18 protein-coding genes are annotated in these 18,758 nt (G+C 42.3%); 3 read left to right on the forward strand and 15 right to left on the reverse strand.

Annotated elements, in window-relative coordinates:
- Positions 1 to 120: 120 nt before the first annotated feature.
- The gene (mcpC, locus tag QA442_RS14935; RefSeq protein ID WP_095431414.1) at positions 121 to 2,088 is read right to left on the reverse strand and encodes a methyl-accepting chemotaxis protein McpC; all 1,968 of its coding nucleotides are present in this window, start codon (positions 2,086 to 2,088) and stop codon (positions 121 to 123) included.
- 134 nt (positions 2,089 to 2,222) lie between these two features.
- On the opposite strand from mcpC, the gene QA442_RS14940 reads away from it, so the two are divergent.
- Positions 2,223 to 2,921 carry a GNAT family N-acetyltransferase gene (locus tag QA442_RS14940; protein ID WP_095431415.1) on the forward strand — a complete coding sequence of 233 codons (699 nt, stop codon included), beginning with the start codon at positions 2,223 to 2,225 and terminating at the stop codon, positions 2,919 to 2,921.
- Here the strand turns inward: QA442_RS14940 and splB are convergent.
- The 8 genes from splB to papB form a co-directional block, all read right to left on the reverse strand.
- Positions 2,918 to 3,946 (reverse strand): spore photoproduct lyase, encoded by a 1,029-nt coding sequence (gene splB, locus QA442_RS14945; protein ID WP_014663774.1) that lies wholly within the window; start codon positions 3,944 to 3,946, stop codon positions 2,918 to 2,920. The genes QA442_RS14940 and splB overlap by 4 nt on opposite strands.
- A gap of 77 nt (positions 3,947 to 4,023) precedes the next feature.
- The gene (splA, locus tag QA442_RS14950; RefSeq protein WP_003218644.1) at positions 4,024 to 4,263 is read right to left on the reverse strand and encodes a splAB operon transcriptional regulator SplA; all 240 of its coding nucleotides are present in this window, start codon (positions 4,261 to 4,263) and stop codon (positions 4,024 to 4,026) included.
- A 90-nt stretch (positions 4,264 to 4,353) separates the two neighbouring features.
- On the reverse strand, positions 4,354 to 6,066 hold the full coding sequence (gene ptsP / locus QA442_RS14955; RefSeq protein ID WP_095431416.1) for a phosphoenolpyruvate--protein phosphotransferase: 1,713 nt from the start codon (positions 6,064 to 6,066) through the stop codon (positions 4,354 to 4,356).
- Positions 6,066 to 6,332, reverse strand: coding sequence for a phosphocarrier protein HPr (locus tag QA442_RS14960; RefSeq protein WP_003154654.1), 267 nt, complete (start codon positions 6,330 to 6,332; stop codon positions 6,066 to 6,068). The genes ptsP and QA442_RS14960 overlap by 1 nt, the downstream gene beginning before the upstream one ends.
- 97 nt (positions 6,333 to 6,429) lie before the next feature.
- Positions 6,430 to 8,529, reverse strand: coding sequence for a PTS glucose transporter subunit IIABC (ptsG, locus tag QA442_RS14965; protein WP_069149508.1), 2,100 nt, complete (start codon positions 8,527 to 8,529; stop codon positions 6,430 to 6,432).
- Between the two features lie 229 nt (positions 8,530 to 8,758).
- A complete protein-coding gene (gene glcT, locus QA442_RS14970) occupies positions 8,759 to 9,625 on the reverse strand; it encodes a glucose PTS transporter transcription antiterminator GlcT (protein ID WP_014663771.1) in 867 nt (288 codons plus the stop codon).
- 62 nt (positions 9,626 to 9,687) lie between these two features.
- Positions 9,688 to 10,653, reverse strand: coding sequence for a LacI family DNA-binding transcriptional regulator (locus tag QA442_RS14975; RefSeq protein WP_095431417.1), 966 nt, complete (start codon positions 10,651 to 10,653; stop codon positions 9,688 to 9,690).
- Positions 10,654 to 10,933: 280 nt separating this feature from the next.
- Positions 10,934 to 12,028 (reverse strand): di/tri-peptidase, encoded by a 1,095-nt coding sequence (gene papB / locus QA442_RS14980; protein ID WP_095431418.1) that lies wholly within the window; start codon positions 12,026 to 12,028, stop codon positions 10,934 to 10,936.
- A gap of 164 nt (positions 12,029 to 12,192) precedes the next feature.
- Here papB and QA442_RS14985 point away from each other — a divergent pair, with 164 nt between their 5' ends.
- Complete coding sequence (locus tag QA442_RS14985) at positions 12,193 to 12,396, forward strand: hypothetical protein (protein ID WP_014663767.1); 204 nt, start codon at positions 12,193 to 12,195, stop codon at positions 12,394 to 12,396.
- 37 nt (positions 12,397 to 12,433) lie between these two features.
- Here the strand turns inward: QA442_RS14985 and pfeT are convergent, their stop codons facing one another.
- The 5 genes from pfeT to QA442_RS15010 form a co-directional block, all read right to left on the reverse strand.
- Positions 12,434 to 14,347, reverse strand: a complete 1,914-nt coding sequence (gene pfeT / locus QA442_RS14990; RefSeq protein WP_095431419.1) for a metal-transporting ATPase PfeT — start codon at positions 14,345 to 14,347, stop codon at positions 12,434 to 12,436.
- Between the two features lie 234 nt (positions 14,348 to 14,581).
- Positions 14,582 to 15,079 (reverse strand): sporulation thiol-disulfide oxidoreductase StoA, encoded by a 498-nt coding sequence (gene stoA / locus QA442_RS14995; RefSeq protein ID WP_095431420.1) that lies wholly within the window; start codon positions 15,077 to 15,079, stop codon positions 14,582 to 14,584.
- A 50-nt stretch (positions 15,080 to 15,129) separates the two neighbouring features.
- Positions 15,130 to 16,467: a sporulation protein YkvU gene (gene ykvU / locus QA442_RS15000; RefSeq protein WP_014663764.1), complete on the reverse strand. Its 1,338-nt coding sequence runs from the start codon at positions 16,465 to 16,467 to the stop codon at positions 15,130 to 15,132.
- Positions 16,468 to 16,584: 117 nt separating this feature from the next.
- Positions 16,585 to 17,211 (reverse strand): cell wall hydrolase, encoded by a 627-nt coding sequence (locus tag QA442_RS15005; protein WP_003232442.1) that lies wholly within the window; start codon positions 17,209 to 17,211, stop codon positions 16,585 to 16,587.
- 298 nt (positions 17,212 to 17,509) lie between these two features.
- Complete coding sequence (locus tag QA442_RS15010; protein WP_014663763.1) at positions 17,510 to 17,704, reverse strand: hypothetical protein; 195 nt, start codon at positions 17,702 to 17,704, stop codon at positions 17,510 to 17,512.
- 164 nt (positions 17,705 to 17,868) lie between these two features.
- Here QA442_RS15010 and QA442_RS15015 point away from each other — a divergent pair, with 164 nt between their 5' ends.
- Positions 17,869 to 18,054 (forward strand): YkvS family protein, encoded by a 186-nt coding sequence (locus QA442_RS15015; RefSeq protein ID WP_003232446.1) that lies wholly within the window; start codon positions 17,869 to 17,871, stop codon positions 18,052 to 18,054.
- Positions 18,055 to 18,173: 119 nt separating this feature from the next.
- Here the strand turns inward: QA442_RS15015 and QA442_RS15020 are convergent, their stop codons facing one another.
- A complete protein-coding gene (locus tag QA442_RS15020) occupies positions 18,174 to 18,464 on the reverse strand; it encodes a YkvR family protein (RefSeq protein ID WP_014663762.1) in 291 nt (96 codons plus the stop codon).
- Positions 18,465 to 18,758: the final 294 nt, after the last annotated feature.

Raw genomic sequence — 18,758 nt, forward strand, 5'->3', positions numbered from 1 at the left:
ATTTTAGTTAAAATTTATCATTTTTCCTTCATTTTCTAGACTACCATAACTCTACATCATAGAGTAGACTCTTAAAATAAAAAATCCCCAAAACATATCGTGTTTTAGGGATTTTTTGGATTATAATGTGAATTTTGTGATTGTTTTCATAAGCTCTTGGCTTGCATGTTTTAACGTGTCTGTTGAGTGTTTGACTTTATCAAGAGTGATCAGCTGTTCATCAGTTGATGCGTTCACTTCCTCTGCTGCGGCAGCTGATTCCTGTGATATGGCTGAAATGCTTTGAATCGCTTCAGAAATCGCGAGCTGTTCTTCACTCATTCTTTGAATTTCTGCGTAAATGTGATCAATGCCTTGCACCAGTGACTGCATTTCCGAAGTTATCGTGTTTAATACCTCTCCAGTCTCGTGAATGGCACTGTTTTGTTCATCGTTCATTCTGCTTGCCTCAATCATTGCATGAGAGGCCTCTTTTGTCTCAAGCTGGATAAGCTTCACAGTCTCACTGATATGCTTTGTAGAGAGGGCTGATTGCTCAGCTAGCTTCCTCACTTCATCAGCTACAACGGCAAAACCGCGGCCGCTTTCTCCCGCTCTGGCTGCCTCAATGCTGGCATTTAAAGCAAGCAAATTGGTTTGATCAGATATGTTTGAAATCGCCGTAACGACTTCTTCAATATTCTTAGTTTGATTTTCTAAATCCAGCAGCATCGTTTCGACCTTTTTTGTTTCCATGTTGGCTTCGTTTGACTTCATCAGCAGCTGGCCGAGTGCGTCAAGTCCTTTATAGCTCGCATCCTCGGACGATTTTGAGCGTTCTTTTATTCCGCCTGCCTCCTCAGCGATTTGTCTGATTTTCATTGACAGGCTTTCTGATTTTTCATTAATGGTTTCAACTTCAGAAGCTTGTTCCGATGCCCCTGCAGCTACTTCTTCAATCGCTTTTGCAATTTGTCCGCTTGTTTCATTTGTTTCTGCAGAGACAGCCGTTAATTGCTCAGTGGTATCAGATACCTTCCCTGAAGAGATCCTCACTTGCTCAACCATTTCCTTCATATTTTCAACCATCAGATTGAAGTCCCTTGTTAAAATACCGACTTCATCCTTAGATTTTGATTCCGCGTGCACTGTTAAATCGCCTGCGGAAACGGCTTTCGTTTTAGCGATCAGCTGCTGTATCGGACCGGTTATCGTTTTGGCCAGGAAGTAGCTGAGAATAATTGTGATGATAAGCGCAATCAATGATATCCACAGATTTGCCCGATTCATTTTATCTGAAATCCACATTAATTGATCGGTATTAAATTGCGTTCCGACCTTCCAGCCCGTTTCACCAATCGTTTGATACACAACCATTTTCCCATTCACATCCTGTATCCCTTTTTTCTCGGACGCAATGGTTTTCAGTGTTTGATCCTTTGATATATTTTTCCCTTGATTTGACGGATGGGCTAAAAGATTGCCGCTCGCATCAGCTAAAAAGGCAAATCCATTGTAAGGCACCTTTTGTTTATTGACCATACTTTGGATAGCAGAGAGTTTCAGGTCATAGCTGGCAACCCCTATCACTTTTTGCCCGTCTAAGATCGCTTTCGATGCAGTAACAATCATGTCTCCTGTCACGACATCTTTATAAGGTTCCGTCCAAACAACTTGATCCGGGGCTTCAGCTGCAAGCTTATACCAAGGTCTTGATGTTGGATCATAATCCTCAGCGAAATCCGCTTTTGGATATGTAAACATTTCTTTTTTTGCGGTGCCTATGTAAGCCATCGCAACATAATCATCATTATCTTTGATTTGCTTAATGTCATCATTAAACAGCCGAGCAGCTTCTTTACTTGGTTTCGTTACAAATGTATGCGTTAATTCCCCATTAGCCAGCCTTGATAACGAAATAGCATAGCTCTTTAATTGCAATTCAATATTTTGTTCAAGTGACTGCGTCACGTTTTGAGTTGTATTTTTCCCATCCTCTGTAATCATCGGTTTTAGCGTTAAATAAGAAGACAGCATTAAAAGAACAACTGTGGCGATTAACATAATCGAAACAAAAACAGCAATCTTCATGTGAAGTTTTTTAAACAAACCAATCCCCTCCTAATTTCTATATCGGCCCTTTCGTTTGAAAAATGAATAATCAAAAAATAAATTATAAGAATATCGAAATATATTTACTGAAAATTCAATCTTCGTTATAATAAAACAACATAAGGAGAGTGATGATCATACTGAAACAAATATATGTGCATAACGGAAGAAAATTTGAAGCTCTAACCATCAGAAACTACAATGAGACTGACATCAAGGGGCTGATTTCTCTTCAAAGAGAATGTTTCCCTCCCCCATTTCCCCAAGAAATGCTGTGGTCTGAGGATCAGCTTGACAGTCATATCAAAACCTTTCCGGAAGGCGCTTTATGCGCGCTCATCAATGGCAGAATTATTGGTTCCATGACGGCTCTTATTGTACAATTTGAACCTGAATCTCCTGACCATACATGGGCGCAAGCAACAGACAACGGATCAATTAAGAATCATGACCCTCATGGAAATACCTTATATGTAGTGGATATTTCTGTTTCTCCACGTTATCGAAAGCTTGGAATCGGAAAATGGCTGATGAATACGATGTATGAGCTTACTGTTGATAAAAGGCTGGAGCGCCTTCTCGGAGGCGGACGCATTCCTTTATATCATAAATACGCACACGAGATCAGCGCTGTTCAGTACGTTGAAGATGTGATGGAAGGCAGGAAAAACGACCCTGTGCTGTCCTTTCTCCTCCGTTGCGGGCGTTCACCTATTCGTGTAGTCAACAATTATTTAGAGGATACAGAATCATTGAATTACGGCGTTTTGATGGAATGGAAAAATCCTTTCTATAAAAAAGCGAGCTGTTCATCACAACAGCCCGGTTAAGTGAAATATTCGATTTTCGCATTAGGGAAATAAGCATCAATATAGGATTCAAGCGCTTCTCGAAGTGCGTGCTCTTCATCTTTCTGATATATATATTTTCCGATCCCGTAACGGCCCCATTTATAACGGCGCTTTTCCTCATCTAATTCAAGCTTCGTTTTCGGATAATTCTTCTCTATCACTCGTTTGGCCGGTTTTGTAAAACGGTGCTGAATTAATTCAAACGTAATATCATGTCTAACATCCTGCGGCAAAGCAGCATCAAGCTTTTCGAATAGATGTTTGTACCCTTCTTCCCAGCCTTCATGAATATAAATCGGTGCAACAATAAAGCCTAGCGGGTATCCTGCTTTTGCAACTTTAACAGCCGCTTCTATCCGCTTATCAAGAGGTGATGTTCCCGGCTCAAAGTTTTTAATCACATAGTCGGCATTAATGCTGAACCTGAATCTCGTTTTCCCGTTATGCTTTGCATCTAATAGGTGATCGACATGATGAAATTTCGTTACAAATCTAAGCTTTCCGAGATCACTTTGACCAAAATGTTCAATGGCGCGCTTCAGCGTGTGTGTCAGATGATCAATTCCTACGATATCTGAGGTACAAGAGGCTTCGAACCTTGTGAACTCTGGCGCGCGCTCTTTCATATACTTATCCGCCTGATCCAAAATCTCTTCGACGTTTACATAAGTTCTGATATATGGCTTTGATCCCATGGTTGTTTGCAGGTAGCAATAATGGCAGTGCCCCATGCAGCCTGTTGCAAACGGGATGGCATATTCGGCTGAGGGTTTGGATGAATCAAACTTTAATGTTTTCCGAACACCGATAACTAAAGTTGATTTCGCATTGCGATATTGCTGAAGATGATTTTTCCCAGGAATATTACGCACCTGATTGTGGGATGTCGTTTCTCTGATTTCAATGCCCATTTTCTCAAACTTATCTTGTAATTCTTGAGCCAGCGGATATTCCAGCGCTCTTGGTTCTATATACACAAGCTGCGGAACAAATGGGTTCTGCATGATGCCACATCCTTTTCCTTTACTACTGTTACTTTTCTCACCAGACGGAAAGGATATGAGTTGTAATGATTTCCTTGTTACTCATACGGATCAATATCAAATAGTTCTTTGTAAAGTGATTTAGCTTCTTCATAGCTTGCAAACACAGCGTCGTCCTCTGCAAACGGATGGTAGGTTTCATAAATAAACAGAGAAAGCTCGCCTTCATGGTATGGGTGGTGCACAATTTCGGCTTCCTTGATGTGAGCAACATTGGCGGCGTGCGGATTTCTGTAGATCACATAAACAGTATCTCCTGCGTTAAATTGGTTTGACATACTATCCCTCCTAGCCATGTTATTGTGTCCTTCTATACCCTTACTTATGAAAAAAACCAGACAGGCCGGAGGCCGTCTGGTTTTTATACATTACTTAAATGTTTCTTTTACGAACGCGACAACTTCTTCTGTCGTGCCCATAGATAAGATTTTCTCTTTGAATGACTCAGCTTCTTGTTTAGACAATTTGCTGATTTGTGTTCTTGCCGGAAGGATAGACGTTGCGCTCATTGAGAACTCATCTAAGCCTAAGCCGAGAAGGATCGGAATCGCAATCTCGTCTCCTGCCATTTCTCCGCACATGCCAACCCATTTTCCTTCTTTATGTGCCGCTTCAATTACAAGTGTAATCAGGCGAAGGATTGCCGGGTTGTATGGCTGATACAGGTAAGATACACGTTCATTCATACGGTCAGCTGCCATTGTGTATTGGATCAAATCGTTTGTTCCGATACTGAAGAAATCAACCTCTTTAGCAAACTGATCAGCGATGACTGCAGTTGACGGAATTTCAACCATCATACCGACTTCAATATCATCAGATACAGCCTGTCCCGCTTTTACGAGCTTTTCTTTCTCTTCAAGAAGGATCGCTTTTGCTTCTTTGAATTCGTTAACTGTCGCAATCATAGGGAACATGATTTTCAAGTTTCCGTATGTACTTGCACGAAGCAGCGCGCGAAGCTGTGTTCTGAAGATTTCTTGCTCTTCCAGGCAAAGACGAATCGCTCTGTATCCCAAGAACGGGTTCATTTCTTTAGGAAGCTGCAGGTAAGGAAGCTCTTTGTCTCCGCCGATATCAAGTGTCCGCACGACAACTGATTTTCCTTCCATACGCTCAAGAACCGTTTTGTAAGCATCAAACTGCTCATCTTCTGTAGGCAGCTGATCTCTTCCCATGTAAAGGAATTCTGTACGGTAAAGGCCAACTGCTTCTCCGCCGTTTTCAAGAACGCCTTTTACATCATCAGGAGTACCGATGTTCGCTGCGAGCTCTACATGATGTCCGTCTTTTGAGACAGTCGGTTCATTGACAAGCTTCGCCCACTCAGCCTTTTGAGCCAAATAAGCATTATGTTTTTCTTCATACTCTTTTACAGTTTCCGCAGATGGGTCAATAATGACATCGCCATTGATACCGTCAACGATAACAGTCACGCCGTTTTGGATCGTGCCTGTAGCCGCTTTCGTTCCAACAACTGCTGGAATCTCAAGAGAACGCGCCATGATAGCCGAGTGAGATGTACGTCCGCCGATATCAGTTGTGAATCCTTTTACGAACTCACGGTTTAATTGAGCTGTGTCAGATGGTGTTAAGTCTTCAGCTACAATAATAACCTCTTCTGAGATCATGCTTGGGTTTGGAATTTCGACGCCAAGCAGGTGGCCAGTTACGCGTTTTGTTACATCACGGATATCTGCCGCACGCTCTTTCATATATTCGTTGTCCATAGACTCAAACATGGTAACGAACATAGAAGACGTTTCTTTTAAAGCGAATTCAGCATTCACAGAATCAGTGCTGATTTTTTCTTTCACAGGGTTCAGAAGCTCAGGGTCACTGAGAACTAAAAGGTGCGCAGAAAAAATATCAGCTTTATCCTGACCCAGTTCCTTCAAAGCGTGCTCTTTGATTTTTTCGAGCTCTTCTTTTGAACGTGCAATCGCTTCATCAAAACGGCTTACTTCCGCTTCAGAATCAGAGATGCTTTTCTTTTCAACCGTTAAATCTGGCTCTTCAAGCCGGTACGCTTTTGCAATCGCGATGCCGGCTGAAGCGCCAATCCCTTTTAACTCTTGCATTACTCGCCGAGTCCTTCGCTTTTCATTGTTTCTTCTAAAGCGTTAAGAGCATCGTTTTCGTCAGCTCCACTAGCAGAGATTGTGATCTCAGCGCCTTTAGCGATACCTAGAGACATAACACCCATGATAGATTTAAGGTTAACTGTTTTGCCGTTATATTCTAAATTAACGTCAGCGTCGTATTTGCTAGCAGTTTGTACAAGAACTGTCGCAGGACGAGCGTGGATTCCAGAATCTGCAGTTACTTTAAATGTTTTTTGTGCCATTTTTATCATTCTCCTTTTAACTTAAAGCTATATTACTTCACAATATTATATCATACAACCGTACTTGTCATCTGACAAGCACGGCGTACTAACACCCTTATTTTTCAATCTTCACAATATCGTCTTGTTCTCTGTTGACTGAACCGCTTGCTTTAATGCTGACTGTTTCTCCGTCAGCAAGGTTTGTAAATACAATCGGTGTCATAAGAGATGGTACATTCGGTTTGACTGCGTCCAGATCAACTTCAAGAAGTTTTTGTCCAGGCTCAACGCGGTCTCCTTCTGATACGAAAGACGTAAATCCTTCGCCCTTCAGGCTGACAGTATCAATACCAAAGTGGATCAAAATTTCTCTTCCGCCGTCGGATTGCAGGCCGATCGCATGTTTTGTCGGGAACACATTTAGAATTTTTCCTCGAACTGGTGATACGACAATTCCTTCAGAAGGGAGAATCGCAAAACCGTCACCCATCATTTTTCCTGAGAAGACTTGGTCAGGAACATCTGTAATCGGGTGAATTTCCCCGGCAATCGGAGAAACAAAAACTTCCTCGCCGATTTCATTTTGCAGCGGTTCTGCAATCACTTCCTCCACCTGCTGGCCTACTTCCTCTTGAGCAGATGTTTTCGGTTCAGGTCTAGGCTTGCGTCCCGCAATAATGTCTTGCATTTGTGTTTTTAACCCGTCAGAACGCGGTCCGAAAATAGCCTGAATATTGTTGCCGACTTCCAGGACTCCAGAAGCGCCAAGCTGTTTCAGACGGTCTTTATCAACCTTTTTCTGATCGTTTACAGTCACACGGAGACGAGTGATACAAGCATCAAGGTGTTTGATGTTTTCCTGGTCACCCATTGCCTGCAGGATCTCATAAGGAAGATCTCCTGCTTCACCTGTTTTCCCAGTTGCTGCTGTTTCTTCCGCTGCATCCTCGCGTCCAGGTGTTTTCAGGTTAAATTTGCGGATGGCAAATCGGAATCCAAAGTAGTAAATGACCGCTAACCCTAAGCCGACAGGAATGACAAGCCACCATGCCGTCCGGTTCGGCAAAATACCGAATAGGAAGTAGTCAATTAAACCGCCGGAGAATGTCATACCAATCTTAACATTCAACAGCTGCATGACCATGAATGAAAGCCCCGCAAACACACAGTGAATCGCAAACAGGACTGGTGCAACGAATAAGAATGAAAATTCCAATGGCTCTGTAATCCCTGTTAAGAAGGATGTCAAGGCTGCTGAACCCATAATACCTGCAACGAGTTTTTTGTTTTGCGGCTTTGCTTCATGATAAATGGCAAGCGCCGCAGCAGGCAGACCGAACATCATAAACGGATATTTACCTGTCATGAACGTACCTGCTGTTAACTGTACGCCGTCTTTAATCTGCGCCATAAAGATACGCTGATCCCCGCGGATGATCTCTCCTGCTGCACTCTTATAGCTGAAGAATTCGTACCAGAACGGTGAATAGAAAATGTGGTGCAATCCGAATGGAATAAGCGAACGCTCAATCACCCCGAAGATAAATGCAGCAAGGGTTGGATTCGCTTCCACTAATCCTGTTGAAAAGGCATTCAATCCATGCTGGATCGGAGGCCAGATCACTAACATAATAAGACCCAGAATCAGTGCAGAAATTGACGTAACAATTGGAACGAAACGTTTACCCGCAAAGAAACCAAGGTATTGCGGAAGTTCAATTGTGTAAAATTTGTTAAACAATAGTGCAGCTAACACACCGACGATAATACCGCCGAACACACCTGTCGCCAAGGTAGGTATACCAAGCATGTTTACATATGCAGGATGGTTTTCCGTGAAGAACTTGGCTCTTTCAATTGAATCGGAAGGAATGGTTCCGTTTGCAAGAAGAACCGCACTCATGGATACGTTCATTACCAGATAACCGATAATCGCCGCGATCCCTGCAACTCCATCACCGTTGGCAAGCCCGATGGCTACACCGACTGCGAATAGAAGCGGAAGGTTATCGAAAACAATTTGCCCAGCGCTTTCCATAACACTCGCTACGAGCTGAACATTGTCATTGCTTAAGAAATGCAGGACTTGAATCATGTCCTTATTTTGCATCGCATTCCCAATCGCAAGCAAAATACCCGCAGCCGGAAGGATCGCAACTGGAAGCATAAGCGCACGCCCAATTTTTTGAAGAACGCCGAATAATGCTTTAAACATAAGAATTGACCTCCTCTTTTTACTAGTCTGACCTTACAGCTAAAAATCATGACAACGAATTCACAGGCGTAAGTCTTCCAGTTTAACCGTTTACATTTGCCCTTTTACACAACAAAAAGGGCATGAGCAAAATTGGGTGCGCAAAAGAACGAGAATAACTTCCCGTTTTTTTCCCCTCAATCACTCATGCCTGATCGGATCAGTAACACGTTATAAGGTTAAACTGAATTTATGAAATTTTATTGGTTAATCGGTACAGATGAAGCGTTAGGTAAACCGCTTCCGCCTCATGAACTGGTTTCTTCAATGTTTGCTGCAAGATTTTAATCAATTTCCAAGCTGTATTGTAGCATAGCGGATATTCATTTTTCAATAAGAACATTAATTTTTCTGGTTCTTTAGTCGGTTCTTCTTTTTTAATTCTTTCTATTGTAAATCTGATATGCCTGATCAGCCGCAAATAGTTGACACTTTCCTTATTTACTTTCATTTGAAATGAGTCTTCAATCACTTCGACAAGCTGCGCCATGAGCTGCGAGTGCTGATTGACCTCAGACAACGGGCGGTTTGTCAGCGCTGAATGGATATGCAGAGCGATAAAACCAATCTCCCCTTCTGGGAGGCAGATTCCCGCTTTTTCATTGATCATCTCTATGACTTCTTTAGCTATTTGGTACTCCTCAGGGTATAGTGACTGAGTCTCCATTAAAAATGGATTCTTCATATCAAATCCCTGCTGCTGCCTTTTGATCGCAAATGCGATGTGGTCTGTCAGCGCAATATGAATATGTTCATTTAATGAGTGATTAGTCCTATTGCTGATGTGATAGATGACATCGTTCGAAATATCAACGAGCTTTTCATCAACATAGTCAAGGAGCTTTTTAAACTGCTTTTGTTCCTTCTCGTCTTTTAAAATGAACATTTTATCGTAGCCTTTATCTTCAATGACATCATCTTGTTTTTTTCCGAAACCAATACCTTTTCCGATTAAAACGACTTCGCTGTATTTATGATGAGAAGCAATTAATACATTATTATTCAGTACCTTTTTCACTGTGAAGGACCCATTCACGATCCTCAGCTCCTTTGTCATTCAATACCTCATATCGTACATAACGAACGGAATGCACGTCAAACCTTTTTTCGATGCTTTCACTAAACAGTCGATCTTTCGATGAGTTGGTAATCCAAAACCTTCCTTTCAACCGGCTGCCCTTGAATTCTTTTTTCCAGCATGGCAAATGCCTGCTTTCCCATTTCCTTTGTTTGAATATCGATCGTTGTGATTCCAAGGGCTTGGCTGATTTCGTGGTTATCAACACTTAAGATCGCAAGCTCATCCGGTACTGATACCTGCTGATTCTTTGCTTCAAGAAAAAGCCCTGCTGAAACTTGGTCATTGGCAACAAAAATAGCCGTCGGCTTTTCCTTCCACGTTTTCCATTTATGAAAAAGCGCCTTCCCATCATTGATTGTAATCGCTTTCTCAACTACCCAGTCTTCACGAAATGCCTCCCCGATCTCTTCCAATGCTTCTTTATAGGCTTTGATTCGAAAATGGCTGTTCATGCCTTTTTTTCTTGCCAAACAGATCGCTATTTTTTTGTGCCCTTTGGCAATTAAATAGTCCAAGCCGTTCCGGAATGCTTCTTGGTGTGGAATGCTGATGGTTGGGAAACGGCCAATATCTGAATTCTGGCATAGCAATATCGGGCCCTCCCATTCCATGAGTTTCTCATCAGCAAGTGCCTTTGAACAAAAAATCAGGCCGTCAACCTGTCGCTGTTTTAATTGAGACAGCGCAAAGATTTCTTTTTGGACCTCATAGTTTGTTTGAAATAAAGAGAGGTGAATCCCGGATTCCACGGCTGCGTCAGCTATTCCTGCAATCAGCTCTGCAAAATATGGCAGGCTAACCGTCGGCAAGACAACACCAATCATGTTTGAAAATCCTTTCGACAAATGGACAGCATGAATATTTCTCGTGTACTCCAATGCCTCCATCGCTTCAAGCACTCTTTTTCTTTTGTCTTCACTAACGTACGGATGATTGTTTATCACCCGGGAAACCGTTGTAACGGAGACACCGGCTTTTTCTGCAATGTCTTTAATATTAGCCATAGATTCCCTTCTTTCTAAATCCCTTGATCTGGAATGCGTTTCATACAATATGATAGGAACGTACCAGACATATTTTATGTTTTTTGCTGAAAGGAGAAGATCACATGGGTTTTTTCATTTTAATTGGATTATGTCTCACTGTTCTCGGCGGCAGCTGTCTTGCTGTAAAACCTCTCAACCAAAAACATGAAATTAAACCATTTCGAACTTTTGATGATTTTTTTATTTAATGCAGATAAAAAAGGACGATGTCTCGAACAAAGTCCTTTTTTACTTCCTGTTACGGCAGTATGATTAATTCCTTCGGATATTGTGTCAGGGCAACTGCCCCGTCCTTAGTTACATGAACGTCATCCTCAATGCGCACGCCGCCGATTTCAGGCACATAAATTCCCGGTTCGATCGTGTAGACCATGCCTTCCTGCAGAAGCGTATCGTTAGCCTGGCTCATTGATGGGTACTCATGGACAGAAATTCCGAGTCCGTGTCCAAGCCGGTGAGGAAAATAGTCACCGTATCCCGCTTTTTCTATGATTCCGCGGGCTGTCAAATCCAGATCTCCGATTCTGACACCGGGTTTGCTTGCCTCAATCGCGGCTTTTTCCGCTTGAAGCACAGTCTCGTAAATCGCCTCCTGCTTCGGGTTGATGGTTTTGTATGCAAATGTTCTTGTAATATCAGAGCAATAGCCGTCAAGAATAACACCAAGATCAAATAAAACAAAATCACCTTTCTTCAACGTGGCTGTACCAGGATTTCCGTGAGGCTGGCCTGATTTTTCTCCGAATAAAACCATTGTCGAAAAAGACATGCCTTGAATTCCTTTTTTCTTCAGCTCATACTCAATTTGAGCGAGCACTTCCACTTCACTAATGCCTTCACGCAAAGCGGCTGTACCGACTTCAACACCGTAATCCGCAAGCTTTGCCGCCTCTTTCAGCAAACGAACTTCATTGTCGTCTTTAATCAGGCGAAATTGGTTGAGTGTTTCTTCTGCTGAAACAAATTGAGCCCCGCCCGTCGAATGCTTCAGCTGTTCAGCGCGTGATAGCGAGATGGAATCCTTTTCTACCGCAAGCGTATGTATGCTGATATTTCGCTTTTTCAAGGCTTTCTCTATCAGCTCCCACGGATTTTCGTGATCCGCATAGCCAATAATTTCATAATTCCAGCCTGCGTTGCGGGCCTGCCCTGCTTCCATTCCTGGACAAATAAAGAAAGGCTCCTCTTCTTGAAAAATAAATAACCCCATTAATCTTTCATGCGGCTCTGTGTAAAAACCGGTTAAGTAAAAAACATTTTCTTTCGTATGAATAAATGCGGCAGTATGCCCCGCTTCCTTCAGCCATGAAGAGACGCGTTGTATTCTATTCACTTCTTGTTCCTCCCCGCCATTTGCAATGCATTGTTCTATCCTTCATTGTATCAGGTTTTGCAGATGTTTGCCTTTCACAACGCCTTCATTTTCCGATGCATTTTATTTCCTGCTCCGCTTCCTGTATACTGACAGTAACGTTCAATCGCAGGGGGTTGTTCCGTTTGCTGATGAATTTTTTCAGGCGAAAAGCAGTTATGCTCTTAACGATTTTGGGAATTTCCGCTCCTTTTATCGGAATGAAGATGGTGGGCTTTTATTATTACAGCTCAATTATAGGCTGTGCAGCGGGCTTCCTTTGCTGCATTCTCGCTCTCATCCTGGTTACGAAAAGATCTGCCAAAGACAAAAATGAAGGGAAAGCTTGATACATAAAAAACCAGCAGCCTGATGGGGCTGCTGGTTTTATTTTAGGAGTCTTAATCCGTTTAGTATGACCAAAATCGTACTTCCCTCATGACCAATCACGCCAAATGGCAATTCCATCACCTGCAAAAAGTTTGCACAAATCAGCAGACAGATCACAGCTAGAGAAAACACGATATTTTGTTTAATGATCCTGTTCATTTTCCGTGACAAGCGGCACATGTTTACGAGCTTTTTCAAGTCGTTTTTCATGAGGACCATATCAGCGGTCTCAAGTGCTACATCTGTTCCGCCGCCCATCGCAATGCCGACATCCGCCGCTTTGAGCGCCGGCGCATCATTGATTCCGTCACCAACCATTGCTATCGTTCCGAATTCTTTTTTTAATCGTTTGATTTCATTCACTTTTTGGTCAGGCAGGCATTCTGCCGCAACAGTTGTCATGCCGGCTTCCTTGGCAATCGCTTGAGCCGTGTCCTCGTGATCTCCTGTCAGCATGGCCGTTTTAATCCCAAGTCGGTTCAGTTCCTCCATGACCTCTTTTGCTTCAGGCCTGATTTGGTCCTTCAGTGCAATACAGCCCGCTATTTGATCATCCTTTTTCACAAATACAATCGTATGGCCGCTTTGAATGATATCTGATGCTGTCTGTTTCATAAATTGTGCTGCCATTTCCTCGCCGATAAAACCTGCTTTACCGACCTTCCATTTCGCGCCCGACACTTCTGCCATAACGCCAAACCCTGATGTTTCTTCTATAGATATGTAGCCGGACTGATTCACGCCGCGGCTTTCAGCGTACGCCGTTATGGCCTGGGCAAGCGGATGGCTTGATTGCGTTTCGATGGCATAGACAGCCTCAAGAACTTCCGCTTCATTGAACCCTTCTGCTATTCTGATCGTCTCAACTGCCGGCTGGCCTTTTGTTACAGTACCGGTTTTATCAAAGGCGATCATTTGCACAGAGCCCAGCTGTTCAAGAAAGACGCTTCCTTTCACAAGCATACCGTTGCGGGCGCCATTTGAAATCAGGGACAACGCCGCCGGCATAATAGAGGCGACAAGCGCACAAGGTGACGCGACAACCATAAACACCATTGCGCGGTAGAAGGTTTCACTCCAGCTCCAGCCCAGCGCAAAGTGCGGGATGAATAACAGGAGCCCCACCGCAATTAACACACCTTTCACATAAGCATTTTCAAATCGTTCGATGAAAGCCTGTGCGGGTGATACACTGTTTTGCGCTGATTCAACCAGTTTGATAATTTTTCTGAATAACGAATCTTCATTTGCTTTCGTGACACGAACAGTCAAGGATCCATTGCGATTCACCGTCCCTGTGAATACAGCGTCGCCTGTGTTTTTTTCTACAGGCATTGATTCACCTGTTAATGCCGACTCGTCAAGACTTGTCGAGCCCGATTCAATGATACCGTCTGCTGCTACTCGTTCTCCAGGTTTGATTACAATCATATCACCGGCCTGCAAGTCTGAAACCGGAACCCTTTTGGTTTCATCATCGATCAGCAATGTTGCTTCTTCAGGTTCAAGCTGCATTAAAGACGTTAAATCTCTGCTGCTTTTATTCATTGTGTATGTTTCTAAAGCTCCGCTAAAGGAAAAAATAAATATTAAAATAGCGCCCTCTGCCCAGTATCCAATCAAGGCGGAGCCAATGGCAGCAAAAATCATTAAAAGTTCTACATTCAGCGTTTTGGATTCGAGCGTTTCTTCGATTCCTTCCTTTGCTTTAGCGAATCCGCCGATCACAAAAGCCAGCAAGAAAAGTGTTATGGATAATACTTGATGGCCGGATAAGAGCCAGCCAGCCAAGATAAGGGCGCCTGATACAAGTGCTGCAATAAGCTCTGCGTGCTGCGCCCAGTTTTTTTCTCTCTTGTCTGTTTTCAATGGCTCGTGCGGATCGCGTTGAACGATAACTTGTTCATTCATATCGAATTCTCCTCTCTAATTGAGAACGTAAATCATCTTCATTTCTATTATAAAAAACAAAATCGCCGCCCAAAAGGCAGCTTTATCGTCAGTTATTTCTTGATGTCTTCCTTTATTATAGCACGCAAGAAGAGAATTTCAATTATAATTATTTTAATTTCTTTTTGATAATAATTATCATTAGCATTCTCAATTCTTCCCTTAATGAAAAAAGCTGAGAGTCTATGCTCTCAGCTATTCTTCCGTCCATTCCTTCAGTTGTTCCGCCGTCATCGGGCCAATTCTTGTTTTTTCAATTTCTCCCTTTTCATTCAGCAAAAATGATGTTGGGATCGTGATGATATGATACTCCTTCATCAATTCCCCTTTTGAGTCAAGGACAATCGGAAACGTCAGCTTGTTTGCTTTAATAAAGTCTTCAACGGCTTGCTGATTTTGTTCCGAATTCACTAAATTCACCGTGACCAGCTTTACGCTGTCGGATGGATGGGCATCATAAAACGACTGAAACTGTGGAAGCTCCTTTTTGCAGGGCGGACACCATGATGTCCAAAAATGGAGAATTGTTTTTTGCCCTTTATTGGGAATCGAGATGTCCTCCCCTTCTATCGTTTTCATAAGAAAAACAGCGGGAACAGCAGGCTGTTTCCCCTCGGCTTGTGCCGAACCTGGAAACCATGCAATCAACCCTAATAACACAATGTATATAGTAAGCAAGCGCTTCGTCAACATGGAATCTTCCTTTCATGCTTTTCAATTAGCTTGCCCCTGCTGTTCCTTTATCATCCTTCAATTCGCGGCGCTCTGTTCCCTCCCGTAAGCAATACAGATACTTGCAGTGCTTTGCAGATCGTGGCATAGTGCAGGCTCGTCAAAAGAATCATGCCAGTGTTCATCCCGAGGATAATCCCGAGCATTTGCAGATTCTCCATTGACCCCAGTACATACATCATACTCAGCGCAACGATATGGCTCCACACATTGTGATAAAAAGCCTCTTTCACAAAACCCATTCCGATTAAGCATGCCTGCAGCGGCATGACAAACAGATGAAAGAGAAAGTAAGGCCACAACAGCTGCAAGTAATACTGCGCTTCAGGAGAGTGAAAAAACAAATGTGTGAGAGGTCCCGCAAACTGGAACATGATCCAGACAGCCGGTATACCGTAACCTAATGTAATGAAAATCGACTGCTTCAGCCTTTTTAACACGATGTCATACTGTGAAAGTGCATAAGCTTCCGAAATACTTGGTATCATGACAACCATTAACGAATGGGCAATAAATGCAGGGAACGAACCTATCGTCACAGCCACTCCAGCCAGCATTCCGTATTGATCGATCGCCGCTGTCCCCGCAACGCCCGCAGCCAAAAGCGCTCCTTTCACTAAAAAGGGTTCAATTGCGTTGACAACGGCATGAAAAATGCGCAATCCTGTAGTAGGAATTGAAACGGCAAGCAGCCTTTTTCTTACATCCTTTCCGCGCAAATGAATGTGCTGCTGGCCGGATACCGCACGCCTTGCCATAATAAATTGTGAATATAAATAAACAAGCACGACCACATCACTCACGACTAAAACAAACAAGGAAATCAGCACAGCCATGTCCAATTCAAATGAGTACCATTGAAAGAAGATGAATAAGCACAAGAGCTGAATGATTTTTTTCAGCACATTGGCAATTGCGATTTTCCCCATTTTCTGCACACCCATAAAGTAGCCTCTGGCGATCGAAGTAAAGGCGACAACAGGAATTAAGCCTATGACAATCCCTTTAATAAACGGGTGGTATGTATCAAATACCGGAATAAACGGAAGCGCAATACTAGCGGCGGCAGTAGAAAAAGCGGTGAAAATGGCTGTCATTCTAAAAGCGTGCCTTAGCATGCTTTCATGAAGCTTAGGATTTGACTCGGCAATGAATTTAGAAATGGATATCGGCAGTTCCAGGCTTGCGATGACAATAATTAAAAAGATCGTGGGCAAAATACTCATGTAAAGCCCCATCCCATGCTCGCCAAGCTCCCGTGCCAAAATCATATTTACGACAAATTCAAGGCATTCAGCGAAAAAGGCGGCAATGGATAGAAGAATGATCCCTTTCACAAATCGATTCATGATGTCTCTCCTTGTCTCTTGTACTACCAACATCATATGAGACAAGTCAAAAAATTATTTTATTTTTACTCTTTATATGAAAAAAAGCACAGTTGAGACCTATTGTCTCTTCTATGCTTAGACGGCAAAAACGTGTCTGCCGATTTTTTCGACGATTTTTCTTGAACGAATCCAATTATCTGACGCTGTTTTCGGATTATAAAAGAAGATGGCATCTGTTTCTCTATTTTTTGAGGACAGTGCTTCTTCGGCAGCTTCAATCGATTCTTTGTCAGGCTTTTGATTAATGCTGCCATTTGCGACCGGTTCAAAGGCGTTTTTCTGATAGATAACTCCTCTAATCGTATCAGGAAAACCTTTTTTCTCCGTTCTGTTCAGTACAACGCTTGCTACAGCGACTTTGCCTTTATATGATTCTCCTTTGGCCTCTGCGTGAACGAGACGGGACAGCAACTCTTTTTCAGACTGTGTATATGTTTCTTTCTCATCATTTGTTTTGTCCGGTTTATCTTTCTCTTTCTTTTCAGTGTGTGCTGATAGCTTAATCGGTTTTATTTTCTTGTCCTTATCAGCAGACAGTGAAGGGAAAGATTCATTCGTATTTCGATCTATATGTGTAAGCCATTTCGCTTCTTCATGTTTTGTCTTCTTTGCGCTCAGTAGTGAAGCTTGTGTATGCTCAATTTTGGCTGCAGGCATGAAACAAAGAAGAAAAACAGCCAGAGCAGTGAATTTCGTTGTCATACAATTTCCTCCTTAAAGTGCTCAAAAAAACACTTCATTACCTTAACAAGAGATCCATTCATTTTCACGGAAAAAGATTTTCCAACTCTCCCAAGGAGGCATCAGGATGGAATAAAGAGGATGACTCACTGCTTACTGGCAGAAAAACAGCCTGAAATTCTATAAATCTTGTCAAATTGATACATGTTTATCCATTTATAACACTTTACATTTTATTTACATCTGTTACAGACAGACGTAATAAAAGGCTTGTATTCTGTCATATATGATAAAAAGGCTTCTCACATATGAGAAACCTTCAGCTTCTTGGCTGTTCTAAGTATTGAAATATGACATCTCCGCCTTGCTGGGCAATTCCTCGGAAATGTTTAAAATCATCTTGTTTAGATAACACAGCCCTGAAATCAAGGAAATGCTCTTTTTGGACTCTCAGTTCGTTTATGGCGCCGGTGCGCAGCTGTTCAATCATTTCTGTGATCTCTTCGGGATGCAACGAAAATTCCCCCTTTTCTTTCTATTGACGAAAATCAATATATCATCTTTAATGCGACAGGACAATTCATAAGGGAGATAAAACTCCTTATCGCTTTACTTCTCAATGAAAATACTGCAAAATACTTTCAAAAGGCATTATTATGTTTAAAGGAGAGGAAGCTTGTGAAAATCGCTAAGGTTGGGAATGTCATTGAATTTAAAAACGGATTAACCGGTGTCGTTGAAAAAGTAAATGAGAATTCTGTTATCGTTGATGTGACGATCATGGATAACTATCGGGATCTTGAGTTAGATTCATTGACAGTTGTTAATCATAAAAATTATAAGATCATCAGAGACTCCTATTAAAACCTCCTTATTTCCACATTGATTCGAAAAAAACTGCAAGACGGACAATTAAACACCTTACATATGAAATTCGCTTTCTCAAAAGCTGTAAACAGCTTTTTTACATAAAAAACACCGATTTATGAATCGGCGTTTTGGTCTATTTCCGTTATTTCTATATAGAACTCGCTGACGGCCCCTGGTTCGTACAGGTTGGTCAATGACGTTGAATAATTTGTCATTTCACCTCGGAAAGCAAGATCGCGTTCCGGAACCTCGACATTAAACGTTTTTTCATACAACAGGACGGCGATATCGTGGTAAGTCTCACTCGTAACGTTTAGGGTACATGCAATTTTGCGCTTCGGCTCGTTTTCTTCTTGATATGCTGCTATTTCTAATGTTACATTGTTTAATCGCAGTGTCTTCACTTCTTATCAGCTCCTTTACGGTTCATGCATCTTAGCATACCTTAACGAACTTTCACAATAAATCTGTTCTGATCGTTATGTTCACCATTTCTTTAGAAAAGACACCTTTACAAACATACGTTCGTTAAATTATAATAAAACAGACGAGCTGCCATCCAGCATCCCGTCTTTTCATTAGAAAGCGGCGAGTGGAATTCCCCCCGGATTCGCTCGTCTTTTTTTACATAATCAAGATGTGTAGAACGAGTAACTAAGATGCTTTAAAAAACAAAAATAGACGTAGTGTTACCCACG

It is taken from the genome of Bacillus stercoris (genome assembly GCF_029772985.1).
Lineage (GTDB): Bacteria > Bacillota > Bacilli > Bacillales > Bacillaceae > Bacillus > Bacillus stercoris.

What these genes read in the sequence shown, in the direction of transcription:
- QA442_RS14960 (WP_003154654.1), bottom strand. Translation starts at nt 6,332, where the DNA reads ATGGCACAAAAAACATTTAAAGTAACTGCAGATTCTGGAATCCACGCT.
- ptsP (WP_095431416.1), bottom strand. Translation starts at nt 6,066, where the DNA reads ATGCAAGAGTTAAAAGGGATTGGCGCTTCAGCCGGCATCGCGATTGCA.
- QA442_RS14975 (WP_095431417.1), bottom strand. Translation starts at nt 10,653, where the DNA reads ATGGCTAATATTAAAGACATTGCAGAAAAAGCCGGTGTCTCCGTTACA.
- pfeT (WP_095431419.1), bottom strand. Translation starts at nt 14,347, where the DNA reads ATGAATGAACAAGTTATCGTTCAACGCGATCCGCACGAGCCATTGAAA.
- stoA (WP_095431420.1), bottom strand. Translation starts at nt 15,079, where the DNA reads ATGTTGACGAAGCGCTTGCTTACTATATACATTGTGTTATTAGGGTTG.
- ptsG (WP_069149508.1), bottom strand. Translation starts at nt 8,529, where the DNA reads ATGTTTAAAGCATTATTCGGCGTTCTTCAAAAAATTGGGCGTGCGCTT.
- splA (WP_003218644.1), bottom strand. Translation starts at nt 4,263, where the DNA reads ATGTCAAACCAATTTAACGCAGGAGATACTGTTTATGTGATCTACAGA.
- splB (WP_014663774.1), bottom strand. Translation starts at nt 3,946, where the DNA reads ATGCAGAACCCATTTGTTCCGCAGCTTGTGTATATAGAACCAAGAGCG.
- glcT (WP_014663771.1), bottom strand. Translation starts at nt 9,625, where the DNA reads ATGACAAAGGAGCTGAGGATCGTGAATGGGTCCTTCACAGTGAAAAAG.
- ykvU (WP_014663764.1), bottom strand. Translation starts at nt 16,467, where the DNA reads ATGAATCGATTTGTGAAAGGGATCATTCTTCTATCCATTGCCGCCTTT.
- QA442_RS15005 (WP_003232442.1), bottom strand. Translation starts at nt 17,211, where the DNA reads ATGACAACGAAATTCACTGCTCTGGCTGTTTTTCTTCTTTGTTTCATG.
- QA442_RS14940 (WP_095431415.1), top strand. Translation starts at nt 2,223, where the DNA reads ATGATCATACTGAAACAAATATATGTGCATAACGGAAGAAAATTTGAA.